18 protein-coding genes are annotated in these 18,744 nt (G+C 40.2%); 17 read left to right on the plus strand and 1 reads right to left on the minus strand.

All coding sequences use genetic code 11. From position 1 onward, the window contains the following. The 9 genes from FFM74_RS11330 to FFM74_RS11370 all read left to right on the plus strand — a co-directional run bounded on the left by FFM74_RS11330 (nucleotide 1) and on the right by FFM74_RS11370 (nucleotide 8,794). Nucleotides 1–318: a PTS fructose transporter subunit IIB gene (locus tag FFM74_RS11330; protein ID WP_137626740.1), complete on the plus strand. Its 318-nt coding sequence runs from the start codon at nucleotides 1–3 to the stop codon at nucleotides 316–318. A gap of 38 nt (nucleotides 319–356) precedes the next feature. Beyond that, nucleotides 357–1,421 (plus strand): PTS fructose transporter subunit IIC, encoded by a 1,065-nt coding sequence (locus FFM74_RS11335; RefSeq protein WP_137626741.1) that lies wholly within the window; start codon nucleotides 357–359, stop codon nucleotides 1,419–1,421. Nucleotides 1,422–1,441: 20 nt separating this feature from the next. Beyond that, nucleotides 1,442–2,080, plus strand: coding sequence for a 3-keto-L-gulonate-6-phosphate decarboxylase UlaD (locus FFM74_RS11340; protein WP_137626742.1), 639 nt, complete (start codon nucleotides 1,442–1,444; stop codon nucleotides 2,078–2,080). A 5-nt stretch (nucleotides 2,081–2,085) separates the two neighbouring features. Next, a complete protein-coding gene (locus FFM74_RS11345; RefSeq protein ID WP_137626743.1) occupies nucleotides 2,086–2,949 on the plus strand; it encodes an L-ribulose-5-phosphate 3-epimerase in 864 nt (287 codons plus the stop codon). Then, nucleotides 2,942–3,673: an L-ribulose-5-phosphate 4-epimerase gene (locus FFM74_RS11350; RefSeq protein WP_137626744.1), complete on the plus strand. Its 732-nt coding sequence runs from the start codon at nucleotides 2,942–2,944 to the stop codon at nucleotides 3,671–3,673. The genes FFM74_RS11345 and FFM74_RS11350 overlap by 8 nt, the downstream gene beginning before the upstream one ends. Before the next feature lie 195 nt (nucleotides 3,674–3,868). After that, nucleotides 3,869–4,312, plus strand: a complete 444-nt coding sequence (locus FFM74_RS11355) for a PTS fructose transporter subunit IIA (RefSeq protein WP_137626745.1) — start codon at nucleotides 3,869–3,871, stop codon at nucleotides 4,310–4,312. 14 nt (nucleotides 4,313–4,326) lie between these two features. Continuing rightward, nucleotides 4,327–5,784: a PTS fructose-like transporter subunit IIBC gene (locus FFM74_RS11360; protein WP_137626746.1), complete on the plus strand. Its 1,458-nt coding sequence runs from the start codon at nucleotides 4,327–4,329 to the stop codon at nucleotides 5,782–5,784. 88 nt (nucleotides 5,785–5,872) lie between these two features. Beyond that, nucleotides 5,873–7,036, plus strand: coding sequence for a MalY/PatB family protein (locus FFM74_RS11365; protein WP_137626747.1), 1,164 nt, complete (start codon nucleotides 5,873–5,875; stop codon nucleotides 7,034–7,036). A 3-nt stretch (nucleotides 7,037–7,039) separates the two neighbouring features. Then, the gene (locus FFM74_RS11370) at nucleotides 7,040–8,794 is read left to right on the plus strand and encodes a putative frv operon regulatory protein (protein WP_137626748.1); all 1,755 of its coding nucleotides are present in this window, start codon (nucleotides 7,040–7,042) and stop codon (nucleotides 8,792–8,794) included. A gap of 93 nt (nucleotides 8,795–8,887) precedes the next feature. Here the strand turns inward: FFM74_RS11370 and FFM74_RS11375 are convergent, their stop codons facing one another. Continuing rightward, entirely contained in the window at nucleotides 8,888–9,886 is a 999-nt protein-coding gene (locus FFM74_RS11375; RefSeq protein ID WP_171000727.1) for a LacI family DNA-binding transcriptional regulator, read from the minus strand. Between the two features lie 179 nt (nucleotides 9,887–10,065). On the opposite strand from FFM74_RS11375, the gene FFM74_RS11380 reads away from it, so the two are divergent. The 8 genes from FFM74_RS11380 to rbsD are packed head-to-tail and all read left to right on the plus strand — an operon-like array spanning nucleotide 10,066 to nucleotide 18,733. After that, a complete protein-coding gene (locus FFM74_RS11380; RefSeq protein ID WP_137626750.1) occupies nucleotides 10,066–11,499 on the plus strand; it encodes an L-fucose/L-arabinose isomerase family protein in 1,434 nt (477 codons plus the stop codon). Between the two features lie 12 nt (nucleotides 11,500–11,511). Next, nucleotides 11,512–12,363 (plus strand): transketolase, encoded by an 852-nt coding sequence (locus FFM74_RS11385; protein WP_223877224.1) that lies wholly within the window; start codon nucleotides 11,512–11,514, stop codon nucleotides 12,361–12,363. Further along, nucleotides 12,356–13,300 carry a transketolase family protein gene (locus tag FFM74_RS11390; RefSeq protein ID WP_137626751.1) on the plus strand — a complete coding sequence of 315 codons (945 nt, stop codon included), beginning with the start codon at nucleotides 12,356–12,358 and terminating at the stop codon, nucleotides 13,298–13,300. The genes FFM74_RS11385 and FFM74_RS11390 overlap by 8 nt, the downstream gene beginning before the upstream one ends. A gap of 9 nt (nucleotides 13,301–13,309) precedes the next feature. Continuing rightward, a complete protein-coding gene (locus FFM74_RS11395) occupies nucleotides 13,310–14,815 on the plus strand; it encodes an FGGY-family carbohydrate kinase (RefSeq protein ID WP_137626752.1) in 1,506 nt (501 codons plus the stop codon). A gap of 52 nt (nucleotides 14,816–14,867) precedes the next feature. Beyond that, nucleotides 14,868–16,367, plus strand: a complete 1,500-nt coding sequence (locus FFM74_RS11400; RefSeq protein WP_137626753.1) for a sugar ABC transporter ATP-binding protein — start codon at nucleotides 14,868–14,870, stop codon at nucleotides 16,365–16,367. Then, nucleotides 16,351–17,328 (plus strand): ribose ABC transporter permease, encoded by a 978-nt coding sequence (gene rbsC / locus FFM74_RS11405; protein WP_137626754.1) that lies wholly within the window; start codon nucleotides 16,351–16,353, stop codon nucleotides 17,326–17,328. The genes FFM74_RS11400 and rbsC overlap by 17 nt, the downstream gene beginning before the upstream one ends. A 27-nt stretch (nucleotides 17,329–17,355) precedes the next feature. Further along, a complete protein-coding gene (locus FFM74_RS11410; protein WP_137626755.1) occupies nucleotides 17,356–18,315 on the plus strand; it encodes a substrate-binding domain-containing protein in 960 nt (319 codons plus the stop codon). Between the two features lie 25 nt (nucleotides 18,316–18,340). Continuing rightward, nucleotides 18,341–18,733, plus strand: a complete 393-nt coding sequence (gene rbsD / locus FFM74_RS11415; protein ID WP_137626756.1) for a D-ribose pyranase — start codon at nucleotides 18,341–18,343, stop codon at nucleotides 18,731–18,733. The last annotated feature ends 11 nt before the right edge of the window (nucleotides 18,734–18,744 follow it).

The raw sequence follows: 18,744 nt of genomic DNA on the forward strand, positions 1-18,744 counted from the left end.
ATGAAAATTGTCGGAGTAACAGCTTGTACTGTCGGAATTGCACACACTTATATGGCTCGTGAAAAATTAATTAGCGCAGCTGAAAATTTGGGTATGGAAGCTCATGTTGAAACCCAAGGGAGTGCAGGAATGGAAAACCAACTTACAGAACAACATATTAAAGACGCCGATATTGTCATTATTGCGGCGGACGTTGCGATTACTGGTGAGGATCGTTTCCATGGTAAAGCGGTTGTTAAAGTTCCAACCAATACAGCCATTCAAACGCCTGAAAGTTTATTACGAACAATTCAAAAGAAGTTGCAAGTCGCCAATTAATTTTAGTGATGTTCATAAACTTTAAGGAGTGGTAGGACATGTATCGGGATATATTTAAAATCGACAACTTAAAAAGACACTTTTTAAGTGGATTATCTTATATGATTCCTCTTATCATTATGTCTGGGTTTTGTACAGCAATTGCCCGAATTATCGGTGGGACAGATATCAAAGGATCCTTCTCATATTATTTACTCGCAGCCGGTAATGATGGTTTTACAATTATGATTGCTGTTTTAGCCGCCGGGATTGGCTATTCGATTGCCGGTAAGTCGGCAATTGCACCCGGACTATTAGGTGGGTATCTGTCAACTGTTGTTAACGCTAGTTTCTTAGGTGGGATTATTGTTGGGATTACATCTGGGATGTTAGTTCTCTGGTGTAACAGTTGGAAATTGCCGAAGTCAGTTAAGTCGATGGTGCCATTAGTTATTATTCCATTATTGGGCGGGATTTTAGAGACAGTATTGGTAATGTATGTCATCGGTCCGCCATTGGCTGCATTGACTGGAGCTGCGGTCAAATTCTTTATGGGTATGAATCACGCTTCAAGATTTGTACTTGGTTTTCTACTTGGTAGTATGACGGGGTTTGATATGGGCGGTCCCGTTAACAAGATCTCATTTGCGATTGTTACCGCGTTTGCATCATCGGGTGTCTGGGGGCCAGCGGCAGGCAAAAATGTTGCTGCAATGGCGCCACCATTGGGAATTGCATTCTCAGTATTATTATTTTCACCACATAAATACACGCAGGCAGATCGTGAAAATGCTAAAGCTGCAATTATCATGTCAATGTGTCAAGTCACTGAAGGTGCCTTACCGTTTGCCTTTGAAGACCCTGTCAGGGTTGTACCAGCAGTAGTATTAGGATCAGGAATTGCCGATGGATTGATCTTGTCTTGGGGTGTCACAGTACCATTACTTTCAGGTGGGATCTTTACCATTCCAGTTGCAAGTAATCCATTCCTCTATTTAGCAGCGTTATTAATTGGTGCTTGCATCACTGGGGTAACGCTTTCCCTAATCAAACCTAAGATCAAGGAAAGTTCTAAAGAAGAAGAAGTTCATGATGATTTAGATATTGATATTAATATTGATTAAAGATTAGGAGATTGTTAGTTATGACTAGACCAAATTTACAAATTGCTTTAGATCAAGATTCTTTGGAAGACGCGCTTGGAATTGTTAAACAGGCTGGTCCAGAAGTTGATGTTGTTGAAGCCGGAACCATCTTGCAATTACAAGAGGGCGTTAAAGCAGTTAGCTGTTTACGGCATATGTTCCCAGATAAGATTGTTGTTTCTGATACTAAGTGTGCTGATGCCGGTGGAACCGTGGCAAAACACAGTAAGGACGCTGGGGCCGATTGGATGACGATGATTTGTTGTGCAACGATTCCAACGATGCAAGCAGCCAAGAAAGAACTGAATGACTTACAAGTTGAATTATATGGTGATTGGACTTGGGATCAAGCTAAGAAGTGGCGTGAGATTGGGATTGATCAGGCTGTCTATCATCAAAGTCGGGATGCTTTATTAGCTGGTGAAGTCTGGGGCGAAAAAGATTTATCAGTTGTTAAAAAACTAATTGATATGGGCTTTAAAGTTTCAGTTACTGGTGGCTTAACCGTTGATACCTTAAAACTCTTTAAAGGTGTGCCTGTCTTTACATTTATTGCTGGTCGAGCAATTACTGGTCAAGATGATCCTCATGCTGCTGCTAAGGCATTACGGGACGAAATTACCAAGTATTGGGGTTGAGATAAATGTTAGGAATCTACGAAAAAGCTTTACCACATCAAATGGACTGGAATCAAAAACTGAAATTGGCGAAAGGGTTAGGATTTGATTTTGTTGAAATGTCAGTTGATGAAAGTGATGAGCGCTTAGCACGATTGGACTGGGATAATGATGAAATTGAATCGGTACACCAAGCCATTATCAGTAATGATTTGCCAATCCTGTCAATGTGTTTGAGCGGTCATCGGCGGTTCCCATTAGGTTCCCATCAGCTTAAAAATCGTCAGACAGCGCTGACAATGATGCTGAAAGCTATTAAGCTCGCATCTCGACTTGGTATTAGAAATATCCAATTAGCCGGTTATGATGTTTATTACGAAGATAAGTCGCCCTTAACTCGGCAATTATTTATACAAAACTTGACTAAATGTGTCAAAATGGCTGAAAAATATGAAGTTATGCTTTCAATTGAGATTATGGATGATCCGTTTATTAATTCTATTTCCAAGGTTCAACATATTAAGACGTTGATTCATAGTCCTTGGTTGCAAGCTTACCCGGACATCGGTAATTTGTCTGCTTGGCCAGAAAATGATGTTGGATACGAGTTAGAACATGGTATTGATAATATTGCTGCAGTTCATTTAAAGGATACCTTGCCAGTTCATGGTGATTTTCCAGGTAAGTTTAAAAATGTTCCATTTGGTGAAGGAACGGTTGATTTCGTTGGATGTTTAAGAACATTGAAATCTTTGGGATACAATGGTCCTTACATGATTGAAATGTGGAGTGAAATGAGTTCTGACCCAGTTGGGGAAATTAAAGTCGCTAAGCAATTTATTGATAAGGCATTTACTAATGCTGAGGCGGAGGTTGACGAACATGCTTGAAACACTGAAACAAAAAGTTTATGAAGCAAATATGCAATTGCCAAAGTTAAACTTGGTAACGTTTACGTGGGGAAATGTTAGTGGTATTGATCGTGATAAGGGCTTGTTTGTCATTAAGCCGAGTGGCGTTGCCTATGATCAGCTAAAGCCAAGTGATATGGTTGTTGTGGATCTGGATGGTCAGATTGTTGAAGGTGAACTGAATCCTTCCAGTGATACACCAACACATGCAATTTTGTATCGTGAATTTCCTGAAATTGGCGGAATCGTTCATACCCACTCGCCATGGGCAGTTTCATTTGCACAAGCGGGGATGGCTGTGCCCGCCTGTGGGACGACACATGCAGATACTTTCTACGGCCCTGTTCCGGTCACACCACAATTGAGTAAACAACAAATTGCTGATGATTATGAGGGCAATACTGGGCGTGTAATAGTTGATACCTTTAAAAAGCAGCAGTTGGATACGGACGCTGTGCCAGGAGTTTTGGTACAAGATCATGGTCCATTTACTTGGGGTGCAACTCCCGATAAAGCAGTTTACAATGCTAAGGTATTGGAAGTTGTCGCTGAGATGGCTTATCATACAATGCAGTTGTCTGGACACGCTGATCCGTCAGTACCGCAATATCTATTGGATAAGCACTACTATCGTAAGCACGGAGACAATGCTTATTATGGGCAGAGCAATCCTAAGTCAATGACACATGAACACATCTTATAAAGGGCGTTGATAGATTGGTTTGAGTAAAAGTCACTTTACTCAAACCAATTTTTTTGATTTTTTAAACTGATGTTGCGTTAGATTCTGCTCTTGATTGAAAGAAAAATGTCACAGGGTTAGTGACAAAGTGTGTATTAACTGTGTAAGCGCTATCACATATACTGAACTTGTAAATAAGTAAGGGAGTTGAAAAACATGGCAATGTTTGAAGTAAGTCATATGAACATGGCGCTTAAGGGTGCCGATCAAGATAGTATCTTAAAGGATCTTGCCAAATTAGCAAAGTCGATTGATGTTGTTGATGACGAAGCCCAACTAGTTGCGGATTATCACGAACGTGAAGTTGAATCAACAACTGGTTTTGGCAATGGTGTGGCGATTCCACATGCTAAATCAAACAATGTGAAAACGGCAACGATTCTATTTGGTCGCAGTGCCAATGAGATTGAATGGCAATCATTGGATGGCAAACCGGTAAATACGTTTATCAGTTTATTGGTCCCAGCAAATGCTGGAGATGTTCATTTGAAGTTATTAGCTAGTTTAAGTCGTAAGTTAGTTCATAAAGATTTTGTGGCCATTTTAAAAAATGGCGATCAGTCAGCTGTTTTGGATGCAATTAATCAAGCAATTAGTTAGAGGAGGGATTTTAAATGGCAAATATGAAAATTGTTGCCGTTACTAATTGTCCGGCCGGAATTGCGCACACTTACATGGTTGCTGAAGCGATTGAAGAAAAAGCAAAGTCGCTCGGTTATGAAGCTCATGTTGAAACGCAAGGTGCTAGCGGGGTTGAAAACAAGTTAACACCAGATCAAATTGCTACGGCGGATTATGTCATCTTAGCCCTTGGTAAAGGGATGACAGATGAGGATAAGCAACGGTTTAATGGTAAAAAAGTTGTTGAACTACCGGTTTCAGAAGCGTTAAAAGAAATCGATACGTTATTTGACAACATTGATGATAAGGCTAGAGTCTTTGAGGCCTCAAAAGTTAAACTAGGTAGTGAACAAGATGCCGTTACAGACGGCGTGATGAGTTACCTGATGGCTGGTGTTTCGGCGGCATTGCCATTTGTTATCGGTGGTGGGTTATTAATCGCGATCGGTAGTATGATGGTTCAATTTGGGATGCCCAATACGGCCTTGGCTAAGGGCGTACAGCCATCATTGGCTTGGGTCATTACCAGCATTGGTAATTTAGGCTTTCAGTTCATGATTCCAATTATGGGTGCCTATATTGCGTTTGCGATTGGTGATAAGCCAGCCTTTGCACCGGCCTTCTTAGTAACCTTTTTGGCGAATGATACTGATTTACTAGGAACAAAATCTGGTGCTGGTTTCTTGGGCGCGATTGTCGTTGGGCTATCAATTGGTTACTTTGTTAAATATTTCAAGAAAGTTAAACTGGGTAAGAATTTCCAATCAATTTTAGGGTTTATGATTATTCCGTTTGTGACATTATTAGTCTTTGGACTATTAACTTATTACCTGTTAGGACCATTTATGGGTTGGTTAATGAGTATCCTCTTAGCATTCTTGAAAAACATTCCAACTTCAATGAAGTTGGGCGGCGGCTTCCTAGTTGGCTGTATGTTGGCTTTCGATATGGGTGGCCCAATCAACAAGACCGCTTGGTTCTTTAGTTTTTCATTGTTAAGTTCCGGTGTTTATAACTGGTACGGGATTGTTGGGGTTGTAACGTTATTACCACCAATGGCAGCGGCAATTGCCACTTGGATTCGTCCAAGCCTCTTCTCTAAACAAGAACGAGCGGCTAGCTGGAGTTCATTCTTAGTTGGGATGACAGTTGCGACTGAACCTGCGATTCCATATGCTTTGGCGGCACCGTTACCAATGATTGCGGCGAACACGCTTGCTGGTGGGATCACCGGTGCGATTACGATCATGTTAAATGTTCAACGGATGGCGCCTGGGATTGGGATCTTTGATCCATTAATTGGTTTGGAAAAGCCATGGTATTGGTTCTATCTCTCATTGGCAATTGGGTTGTTCTTGAACGTGTTCTTCATTATCACTTTCAAGTCAGCTTGGTTAAAGCGGCGCGAAAAGAAAGAACAAGAAAAGCTTGCGCAGGTTGAAGATAAATAATCGATACATGCCACTTTTAAAAGAATATTAATAAACAGGCATGTTTGATGACATGTCTGTTTATTTATCGAGCGGAGGAGTGTCAAAGATGAAGTATAATTTTGATCAAGTTATTAATCGTCGTGGAACTTATAGCACGCAATGGGATTACATTCAGGATCGGTTTGGTCGATCAGACATTATCCCATTCTCGATCTCAGATACTGATTTTCCAGTCCCAGTTGGCGTTCAGGACGCCTTAAAAAAGCGAATTGAACATCCAATTTACGGCTATACACGTTGGAATCATGACGATTATAAAAATAGTATTGTAAACTGGTTTAAAAATCAGAATGACTATGAGCCCAATCCAGATTGGATTTTATATAGTCCCAGTGTTGTCTTCACAATTGCGACTTTCATGCGGCTGAAATCTGAGGTTGGTGACGGTGTTGCGGTCTTTACGCCAATGTATGATGCGTTTTATCATGTTATTGAGGATAATGATAGACTATTAATGCCGGTGAGGTTAGGCAGCGCACAACAGGGTTATCAGATTGACTGGGATGCTTTAGAGACGGTGCTTGCACAGCATAATACGAAGATCTTATTGGTTACCAATCCGCATAATCCAACGGGGAAAGTCTTCTCACCAGCCGAATTGAAACGGATGGTGGCACTTTGTCAGCAATACCATGTGTTTATTATTTCGGATGATATTCATAAAGATATCGTTTTTTCAGCCGCAACCTATACGCCGATTACGACGTACGTTCAAAAAAACGTAGTCTTGTGTTGCTCCGCGACGAAAACCTTTAATACGCCAGGATTAATTGGCTCGTATTTATTTGAACCAGAAGAAGCATTACGATCAGCATTTTTAGTGGAATTGAAACAGAAAAATGCCTTGTCATCAGCTAGCATCTTTGGGATCGAGTCGCAAATCGCGGCATATAATACAGGTGCTGATTATTTGTTACAATTAATTAGCTATTTGCAAAACAATTTTGATTATTTGTCTGACTTTTTACAAAAACAATTGCCAGAAGTTACCTTTAAACAGCCGCAGGCGACCTATTTAGCTTGGATGGATGTGTCAAAGTTAGGGTTAACATCGGAAGCGTTACAGTCCAAATTAGTCAATCAAGGCCGGGTTGGCATTATGCCTGGGAAAACGTATGGTGATAGCCAATATTTACGGATGAACATTGCGTGCCCAATCTCGAAACTACAGGAGGGACTGAGAAGAATGGAGCAGGGAATCCGTTCGTAAAATATGCTGAATTCACGGGAATTAAGGATTATCTTATTATTACAGGAACACGACCTTTCAGGCGAGGAATTAGCGACACTATTAGCGACTTCTAGAAGAACAATTGTGCGTGATATTGCTCAAATCAATACTTTGTTGGCAACTGAAAAGATTGGATCGGTTGAAAGTGTTAAAAAGTATCATTTGCTAGTATTAAATACGGCTAACTTTAATCAACTGCTAACGAGAGTTAACAATGAAAGTGATTTGGTCCTGCTTCACTTGCTAATTCAACCAAATATTAGTATGGCTGAATTAGCAGAAAAGACTTTTTTATCGCGTCAAAATATTCTTAACAATATTGAAAAGTTGAATCGGCGGTTCCAGGATGTTTTAAAAATTAGTTCTAAACCCCGAATTGGGATTGCCCTTAAAATAAAGCATATTTCTAAAATTGATGTTTTAGCAGCCTTGATTTTAGATAATCAGCAACTAGTGACGAAACAATTAAAACAATGGCAACTAGCTCCGGAAATTGAGACGCCAGCACGGATTATTCGCCAACAACTGCCGGAACAACTATTTGACTATTTAACAGCAGGACAATTGCATGCTCAGATCCTGGCTTGTTATTTAGTTGCGCAACAAGCCGTGACCGTATCGAACCAGACATTATTAAATGAGTTCGTACGGCATGAAATTAACATTAGCGTTGCTAGTATTTTGACTAATTTCTTTGAGATTAAGCTTAAACTATTAACTGATCTGACGATGGTTAAAGTTCAAACAGCGATTCAAGTCACTAAAACGCGGTATACATTAGATGCGCTGGATAATAATTTTACCAGTGAAATCTTGAACCATCTACGTCGTAGTTCGATGTTTCCAACGTTTGTGCCAGAATCATTACTTGAACAAATTCGCTATCTTAAAATTCAAAACCCGTTCGCCTTTGATTTTGCTTTTGATCTAACGAAAAAGTTACAAAGTACATTTAAAAGCAGTCAAATTGAAGATGAGTATATCGCGCTGTACGTTTTACGGGCAATTGAAACGCCAGTTGCCCATAATGTTCGAACTTTAATGTATGGAACACGTCAATCTGTCGCAAATATCAACAAAATGATTATTACCGAACAGGTACCGAACCTAGATATTGAAATGGTATTTTCGAGAGAACAAATGGAAACACGGCTCGCTTATATTGACTTCGACTTGGTGATCGGTAATGGCTTGCATCCCAATGATTTACGCGTACCAGTTCATTTTGACAGCACTTTTGATGGCATCATCAGCCAGGATGAGTTAGATCGACTTAAGAATTTGGGGAGTGAGAGTTACATTCAGGAGAACTTACTGAAGTTTTTCCCAAAGAGTCATTTTGTTCGATTGAAAGGTGTCCATCATAGTGCTAAGCGTGTGCTGCGTGATGGATTAGCTAAATTTAGTGACCTTGGCCTGTTGACCGATGACCAAGCCACGGCACTGATTAACCGTGAAGAGGCTGGCAATCAACTAGTCTTAAATCATATCTCGATTCCGCATGCTTCCACTGAATTAGTCGATGCTTATGAATTATTTGCCATTTCGTTTGATGGTGAGGTTAAAATAGACGGCAAACCTATTTATTTAATGATTATGGTTTTGGCTAACCAGGGCCGTAAAGATAATGGTCAGGTCTTTGGTTATATCTATGCCAAAATTAAGCATTTAAGTGCAGTCCAGTTGCAGCGGCTGACCGACCACGAACAATTAATTGATCAATTAAAACAAAACTAATGGTGCAGTGATGATCAGCATCAATTTAAGAAGGGCATAGCGTTTGAAAACAGGCTCGTTTTCAAACGCTATGCCCTTTTAGTTTCTGGTTGATTAGATCGAATGGCGAATCGTAACTTGTGGCTGTACGTATTGTTTTAAGTGGTAATCGACTAATTGGTTGTCTTTTATTTCCTGTAATCGTGAAACAGCAACTTTAGCGATGGTGGTCACGGGGACGTGGACAGTAGTGAGATCAGGACTAGTTACGCGTCCCTCGCCAATATCATCGAACCCCATAATGGCTAAATCTTGCGGAATTTTCAGTCCTTTTTGTTGGGCCAACCGCATTAGTCGAATGGCGATATAGTCATTATCACAGAAAAATGCACGGGGTAGTGGCTTTGTAAAAATAGTAGCCATATCGCTATCTTGATTCATGGTCATTGAACCAACTTGATATTTCAAATGAATTTTCATCTGTGCTTCGGCTAATCGGGCATTAAAGCCTTGTTGACGCTCAAGATAGTTAGGGTATGGTTCTCGAGCTGCCACGTAACCAATATCTTCATAACCACGTTTTAATAATTCATTAGCGGCACAATAACCGCCAAGATAGTTGTCAATTGAAACAGCGTTGACTGAAAGATTTTTAAATGGGGCATCCAATATCAGGACTCGTTTTAAGGCTTTAGTAAAGCTTTCAACTTGTTTACGGTTTAATGCAGTCGCTAAAACGATGGTTCCGAAGTATCCGGGAGCATCCTCATCAATGGTTGAAATTCGATCTGCTAATTGTGCTGGCTCGAGATTTTCAATTTGTAAACCAATACTTTTTTGCTGTGTAATCACAGAAAATTCTGCAATTAAACTGGCAAAGAAAGGTAGTTTAGTCGCTTGTTGAGTGTGATCTTCAGGGCTAATTGTAATAAAATGCAGAATTGATTTGGCCGGAGCCTTGTGCAATCGATGCTGCGGCGAATAGTTTTGTTCTTTAACAATTTTTAAAATGCGCTGTCTAGTTTCATCACTTACGCCGGGGCGATTGTTTAGGGCAATCGAGACGGCCGATTTGGATACATTCGCTAGTTGAGCAATATCATCCATTTTCATATGCATAACTCCATTAATGTCTTTGATGATTCCAATAATAACATAGATAGATTTTAAATAAACAGGAAAATAGCTAAACTTTAGTTTTGTTTATATATCTTGTTGACTTTGTTTATGTATAAACTTATACTGTGTTTGTGAAAGCGATTTCTTTTTAAAGCGTTTAGGAGGAAATATTTATGAGTAAATTAGATGAAATTAAAATTGGTTTTGCGCCAACGCGTCGAAACATTTTTTCCGCAGATGCAGCAATTGAATTTGCCGATAAGACACGGGACAAGCTTGATTCGATGGCGGTCAATTATGTCGATATTAAAGACGTAAATGATGATGGCTTGCTCTATGATGATGCGGGCATGAATAAAATCACCGATAAATTTAAAGCTGCTAAAATTGATAGTTTGTTTTTAGCGAATGAGAACTTTGGAACTGAATATGAGTGTGCTCGTTTAGCTAAACAATTTGATGTTCCAGTGCTCTTGTGGGGACCTAAGGATGAAGCACCAGCAGCAGATGGCTCGCGATTACGCGATACACAGTGTGGTTTATTCGCTATTGGGAAGGTCTTACGACGTTTTCAAGTCCCATTTACCTATTTAGTTAATGTTGATATTGATGATCCGGAATTTGAACGTGGTGTTACTGATTTCATTAAAGTATGCAATGTTGTTAAAACATTTAAAAATACGCGAATTTTGCAAGTCGGTCCACGACCATTTGATTTCTGGTCAACCATGGTTAATGAAGGCGAATTACTTGAACGATTCAATATTTCAATGTCACCAATTCCGCTGAATGAACTTGTTGATGAAATTCATGCTTGCCAAAAAGATAACGATACTGAAATCGATGAAACCATTGCGACGTTACGTCAAGTTGCCGACATTGATATTAGTGACAAGGATTTAAACATGGTCGCAGCTTTGAAGGTCGCACTAAAGCATAAAATGATTGAGTATGGTTGCAATGCTGGGGCAATTCAATGCTGGACGGCATTACAAGACTTAATTGGTATCTTACCTTATGCATCTGAATCCTTGTTGCAAGATGAAGGTATGCCGGTAACTTGTGAAACTGATATCCATGGGGTCATCTCAGAGTTGATCGTTGAAGCTGCAACTTTGGGCGAACATAAGGCAGTCTTTGCTGATGTGAACTGCCGACACCCAGAAAATCCAAACGGTGAATTATTACAACATTTAGGTGTTTTCCCATTTTCAACAGCCAAGAATCGACCATCACTACCGAAATCACATTTTGTTTTTGATTATCCTGGCTCAGTTGCGTTTGAAGCCCAGACAGGCAATTACACACTTTGTCGTTTTGATGGTGACAATGGCAAATATTCGATGTTAATGGGGAATGCTGAGGCGGTTGCCGGACCATATGAACAAGGAACCTATCTTTGGCTGCAATTTAAGAATTTAAACCGATTTGAAACCAAACTGGTATATGGACCATACATCCATCACATTGCTGCTGTTACTGACGATGTGGTACCAATCCTTTATGAAGCATGTAAGTATATTGGCGTAACACCTGATTTCTATGATCCAATTGAAGATGATGTTCAGGCATATTTACGTGGAGATATTACTTCGATCGTTAAATAGGAGGGAAATAGTTTGAATACAGAAGAACTTGGTTCAAATATTAAGGAACTAAAAATTACTGCCGCGCAAGTTCGGAAAGCAACTTGGGAAATGATCTACCGGGCCAAAACAGGACATACTGGTTCTGATTTGTCCTGTGCTGATATTTTAGTCGCGTTATATTTCAGCGTATTGAAACAAGAACCAGATGCATTTGATGACCCTAACCGTGATCGCTATATCCAATCAAAAGGTCATGCCGTTGAAATTTTGTACAATGTTTTAGCTGAGCGAGGCTTTATTCCAAAGTCAGACTTACTCACTTATTCACAATTCAAATCGGATTATATTGGACATCCAACTAACCATATTCATGGGATCGAAATGAATACCGGTTCATTAGGTCATGGTTTGGGCCTAGGTGTGGGGATTGCTAAGGCAGCTAAATTAAATCATCAAGATTATCATACCTTTGTCCTAATGGGTGATGGTGAACAAGCAGAAGGCTCGGTTTGGGAGGCTGCGATGGCAGCCGGTAGTTTTAAACTGGATAATTTAACAGCAATTATTGACCACAATGGGTTACAGATTAGTGGTCCCATCAAAGATGTGATGAACAGCGAGCCACTATTTGAAAAATATGAAGCTTTCGGATTTGACGTTCAAGAAGTGGATGGCAATGATATGGCTCAATTAGTTACAGCTTTGTCAGCACCAAACGAGACTGGCAAACCACGTTTAATTTTAGCTGATACGGTTAAAGGCAAAGGCGTCAGCTTTGCAGAGAACCAGGCCGCTTGGCATCACAAGGTTCCGACTGAAGAACAATATCAAGAAGGTTTGCAAGAATTCGACGCAGAGATTGAGAGGTTACGTAATGAGTAATAGTAAAAAAGCGGGCGACGTTATTTGTGAAGAGTTGATTGCAGCGGCAACGGCCAATCCAGATGTTCTGGCGGTTACTAGTGACTCAAGAGGTTCGGCTTCTTTAAGCCCATTTGCAGTCCAGCTTCCAGATCAATTGATCGAAATGGGAATTGCCGAACAAAACTCAGTAACTGTTAGCGCTGGCTTGGCTCACAGCGGTAAGCGGCCGTTTACATTTTCACCAGCGGCCTTTCTGAGTGCTCGGAGTATTGAACAAGTTAAAGTTGATGTAACGTACTCTAATACGAATGTTAAATTAGTTGGAATTAGTGGCGGGAATTCTTATAGTGTCTTGGGTAATACCCATCACTCGTTACAAGATTTAGCAACAACGCGGGCTTTACCTAATTTACAAGTTTATATGCCGGCCGATCGTGCTCAAACGCAAGGATTGATGAGATATTTGGTTAAGTCTGATCTACCAGCGTATATTCGAATTGGTAAGAAAGCTTTAACAGACGTGTATGACAGTGCTGAAGTAGCTTTCAAAGGCCCTGGCAAAGCTAACTTAGTTGTTGATAATGGTGATGATATCACGTTGCTGGCAGCAGGTGAAACGGTAGCAATTGCCGTTGATGCTGCAACCGAACTTAAACAACGCGGGATTCAAGCTAAGGTTGTCGATTTGGTTAGTGTTAAACCGATTGATAAAGAGATGATTAATGCTGTCGCTGATGCCACCCATCATTTTGTGACAATTGAAGAACACTCAACTATCGGCGGTTTAGGTTCAGCAGTTGCTGAAGTAGTTGCACCGCGAGGAGATACTAAGGTAGACTTCGTTGGTTTTCCGGATGCACCAGCGATTGCTGGCACACAAGATGAGGTCTTTAAGTATTACGGTATTGATACTCAAGATATTGCTGATCGTGTTGAAAAATTGTTGAAGGCGTGAGGTTATATTATGGCAGATTATATAATTGGGATTGATGAAAGTACCCAAAGTACTAAAGCATTTTTATATGATCAGCAAGGTAAAATTGTCGCGAAGTCAAATCGTAAACATCGACAAATCATTAATGATCAAGGTTGGATCAGTCATGATCTTGATGAAATCTATGCGAACTTAATGAGTTGCATTGATGAAGTAGTGAAAGTTGCTGACGTTGACGCAACCAGTATTAAAGCGATTGGCTTAACTAATCAACGAGAAACCGTTGCAGCTTGGTCACGGAGTTCCGGTAAACCTCTGGGATTGGCAGTTGTCTGGCAAGATGCGCGTTCTGACGCGCTTTGTCAGCAACTACGTATGAAACATCCGGGATTGGACGACCTTGTACGAGAAAAATCTGGGATACCGTTATCTCCGTATTTTCCAGCAGCCAAGATGGCTTGGTTGCTGACACATAATGAACAAGTGGAGCAAGCTGCTAATCAGCATGATTTGTGTTTAGGCACTATTGATAGTTGGTTGCTATTTCAACTCACTCACGGCCGTTACTTTGTCACAGAACCCTCGAATGCCTGTCGAACTGAGTTAATGGATCTTAAAACACTAACGTGGGATCCAGAGTTATTGAATTTATTCGGAATCCCAGAAGATGCGTTGCCAACAATTCAGCCATCTGATAGTGATTTTGGTAAGACTGATTTCAATGGTGTTTTATCACAACCGGTAACGATTCATGGTGTTCTTGGTGATTCAGAAGCTGCCCTTTATGGCCAAGGTGGTACCGAAGTAGGTGCATTGAAGGCAACCTATGGAACGGGCTCCTCAATTATGGTCAATGTTGGACCTGAGTTGGTGCGATCTACTGCTGGATTAGTTAGTTCTATTGGCTGGCAACAAGGCGGTAATGTTGCTTATGTTCTGGAAGGAAATATTAATTACACTGGTGCTTTGATTACTTGGTTGAAAGATCGACTACATTTAATCCATGATGCTGGTGAGACCGAACAGTTAGCACTTGCTGCTAATTCAAAAGATCAAACTGTGATTGTGCCAGCATTTACTGGTTTGGGAGCGCCATACTGGTTAAATGAAGCCCGAGCAACGGTAGTTAATATGTCATCGACAACTGGGCGGGAAGAGTTCGTTAAGGCTAGCTTAGAAGCAATTGCCTTACAAATTCAGGCAGTTATTGAGTCAACCGTAAATGATATCGACCACATTAGCCATGATCTATTTGTTGATGGCGGTCCTACCCACAATGATTTCTTAATGCAGTGTCAGAGTAATTTTAGTAACTTACGTGTCGCAGTTCCTAATAATGAAGATATGAGTGCCTTTGGAGCCGCTTTGATTGCTGGGAATGCGGTCGGATTTTACGATAGCAGTCAAGTAAGCACATATCTGGACTATCGTTACTATGAACCTAAATTGTTACCAGCCGATCGTCAGCAGAAGTTACAAAATTGGAACGATGCGATTCAAACTGTGAAGTATCATGCTCAAAATTTATCAAAATAAATTAAACGCACACTAATGTAAGCGCTTTATACACCTGTGGAGGTGATTGTTGTTGAAAGTTGAATTAAAGAATATTTCGAAATCGTTTGGTGAAAACCATGTTTTGGAAGGTGTTGATTTAACTGTTGAACCGGGTGAAGTTCATTCACTTGTAGGTGAAAATGGTGCCGGAAAATCAACATTGATGAATATTTTTACCGGACTTTTAAAGTCCGATGGTGGTGAGATTCTAGTGGATGGTAAAGCAGTCCATTATTCAGGTCCACTAGATGCAGAACAACATGGCATTTCATTTATTCATCAGGAAATGAATAATTTTGCGGAAATGTCGGTTGTTGACAACATGTTTCTAAGTAAGGAATTGCGAACCAAGTTTGGATTAATGGATCAGAAGACGATGATCAAGCAAGCAAATCATTATTTAGGTGAGTTGGGATCAAATATTGATGTATTGGCACCAATTGGGTCGTTAACTGTTGGTAATCAACAAATGATTGAAATTGCTAAGTCATTAATGACTAATGCTAAAGTGATTATCATGGATGAACCAACGGCGGCCTTAACTGGTAATGAAATTAAGCAATTATTTGAAGTTGTCAATAAATTAAGAGCCAAAGGGGTTTCGTTTATTTATATCTCTCATCGGATGGAAGAAATCTTTAAAATTGCAGATCGTGTGACGGTTATGCGTGATGGTGTTTCAGTTGCGACTTATAAAGTTGCTGATGTTGCAATGAAACAATTAGTTCATGACATGGTCGGTCGTGACATTGGGTCATTTTATCCGGATCGTAATCCCAAAATTGGTAAAGTCGCTTTAGAAGCAAAACATCTCAAAGAAAATGGTGTCTTTGATGATATTAACTTTGAAGTCCATGATGGTGAAATATTAGGTTTCTCGGGCTTGATGGGTGCCGGAAGAACTGAAATTATGCGCGCTATTTTCGGGATTGATAAGTTAACTTCGGGTGAAATTTTATTAGATGGCAAGAAAGTTTCGATTCATACACCAGAGCAAGCCATCAGGCATAATATTGGTTTCTTGACGGAAGACCGCAAAGATGAAGGCCTGATTCTGGAAGATTCGATCTACAACAATATTGCCTTACCTTCAATTGAAGGGTTCAAAAAACATGGTCTGATTGATGATAAAACCATCGATGACTTTGTGAAGATGCTAATGAAACGCCTAACAGTTAAAGCAATGGGTGCGGATGTTTCTGCGGGAAGTTTATCCGGTGGTAATCAGCAGAAAGTTGTTTTGGCCAAGTGGGTTGGATCAGGTGCCCGGGTGTTAATTTTGGATGAACCAACTCGTGGGGTTGATGTTGGAGCTAAACGTGAAATTTATGAACTGATGAATGAGTTAACCGACCGAAATGTAGCGATTATCATGATTTCCAGTGATTTGCCGGAAGTTCTAAGTATGAGTGATCGAATTGCGGTTGTTTATGAAGGGCGAATTACCGGAGTGGTTGATGCCAAAGGCGCTACTCAAGATATGGTTATGACGCTCGCAACGGGAGGAACAGTCAATGCAACAAGTAGATAATGAGACACCAAAGAAAAAGTTTGATTTTAAACAAATTATCAGCAAGATGGGAACAGTAATTGCACTACTGATACTAGTCTTGGTAGTAACAATTGCTAATCCAGGCTTCTTGCAACCAGATAACTTACTTAATCTGCTACGGCAGACTTCGATTAATGCCATTATTGCCTTTGGGATGACCTTTGTTATTTTAACTGGTGGCATTGATTTATCTGTTGGTTCTATTCTTGCCTTTACGGGTGCAGTTACTGCTTCCACAATCGGAAGTGGGACACCGGCCTGGTTAGCGATTCTTTTTGGATTATTGTTAGGTGCATTATTTGGCTGTTTGAATGGTTTCATCATTGCTTACGGGAAGGCGGCTGCGTTCATTGCAACTTTAGCCACTATGACCATTTTTCGTGGGGCAACCTATGTCTTTACAGACGGGAATCCAATTTCCAGCAATGCATTGAATAATAGCTTTCTCTTCCAATACGTTGGGCGCGGTTACCTGTTTGGAATTCCATTTCCGATTATTATCATGGTTGTAGCCTTCCTGATTTGGTTTGTTGTTTTAAACAAGACAGCGTTTGGTCGTAAGACATATGCTTTAGGTGGTAACGAAAGAGCCGCATTTGTTGCTGGGGTTAACACTAATAAAACAACTATATTGATTTACACGATTTCAGGCCTAATGGCGTCATTGGCCGGAATGATTTTAACTTCACGATTGAGTTCAGCGCAACCTGATGCTGGGACCTCATATGAAATGGATGCGATTGCGGCGGTTGTCCTTGGTGGGACTAGTTTAGCCGGCGGGAAAGGTCGTATTACAGGAACCCTAGTTGGTGCATTAATTATTGGGACATTGAATAATGGGATGAACTTATTAGGAATTTCTAGTTTCTACCAACAAATTGTAAAAGGTGTTGTAATTTTGATTGCTGTTTTGTTAGACCGTAAAAAAAATAAAGCCTAGGGGCCAAAAGAAGCGGGGAATAAGAAAATGAAACGTTCATTTAAGCGTCTGTTAACAATTGGAGCAGTAGTGTTACTTAGTGCTGGTGCACTAGCAGGGTGTGGTGGTACTGGATTAAGTAGTGGTACAAGTTCTTCAAATAAAGTTGAGAAGAAAAAGCCAGATAAATTAACTGTTGGGGTTTCAATTTCAACTTTATCTAATCCAGCATTTATTGTTTTAAAGAATAAAATTGAAGATTATGCTAAAAAGAACGGAACTAAAGTCCAAATTACTGATGCCCAAAATGATACTGCTAAACAAAATAACGACGTGGAAGACTTTGTTCAGAAGAAAGTTGATGCTATTATTGTCAACCCTTGTGATTCTTCAGCAATTACGCCAGAAGTTAAGAGTGCTAATAAAGCGGGTATTCCAGTCGTCTGTGTTGACCGTTCTAGTGATGGCGGTAAAGTTTTAAGTACCGTTGCAACTGACTCGGTTAAAGGTGGTAAGATGGCTGGTGATTACCTGATCAAGCAACTTGGTGAAGGTAGTAAAGTGGCTGAAATTACAGGTATTCCAGGGGCTTCTGCCACCCGTGAACGTGGTCAAGGATTTGATGGTGCTGTTAAAGGTAAATTGGATATTGTTACTAAGCAAACTGCTAACTTTGACCGTGCTAAAGGGTTAACTGTTGCTGAAAATATTATTCAAGCCCATCCAGAAATCAAAGCAATCTTTGCTCAAAACGATGCGATGGCTGTTGGGGCTGCTAAAGCTGTTTCAGGTAGTAGCCACAAAGACATCAAGGTCGTTGGTTTTGACGGTGAAGCTTCATTCTTGAAGATGATTAAGAATGGACAAGGGACTGCTACGATTGCCCAACGTTGGGACTTAATGGGGACGATGAGTTTAGACGCTGTTTATGACCATTATCAAGGTAAGAAAGTCAAGAAGACGATTCATTCACCAATTAAGTTAACAACTAAGGCTAACGTTAAATAGTTAAGACTGAAGAGGTTTAAGCTAAATGAAAAAGAGTGCAGTGTTGAATACTGAAATATCGTACGTGATTGCTGACATGGGACATTTTGACACATTGATGATTGGTGATGCTGGAATGCCAGTACCTGATGGCACAAAGAAAATTGATTTAGCAGTTACGTTAGGACTCCCAACTTTCATCGACGTTTTAAAAAATGTTTTGAGTGAGTTACAAGTGCAAAAGGTCTATCTTGCAGAAGAAATCAAGGTTGAGAATCCGAAACAACTGGAAGCGATCAAATCACTAGTGGATGTGCCCATTGAATTTATGCCACATACAGAAATGAAAGCGCATTTAACTCATGATAAGGCCTTTATCCGAACGGGTGAAAGCACACCGTTCTCAAATATCATTTTAGAGAGTGGTGTCACGTTTTAAAAATATTGTGA

This window comes from Lactiplantibacillus pingfangensis, from assembly GCF_005404945.1.
In the GTDB taxonomy this organism is placed as follows: Bacteria; Bacillota; Bacilli; order Lactobacillales; family Lactobacillaceae; genus Lactiplantibacillus; species Lactiplantibacillus pingfangensis.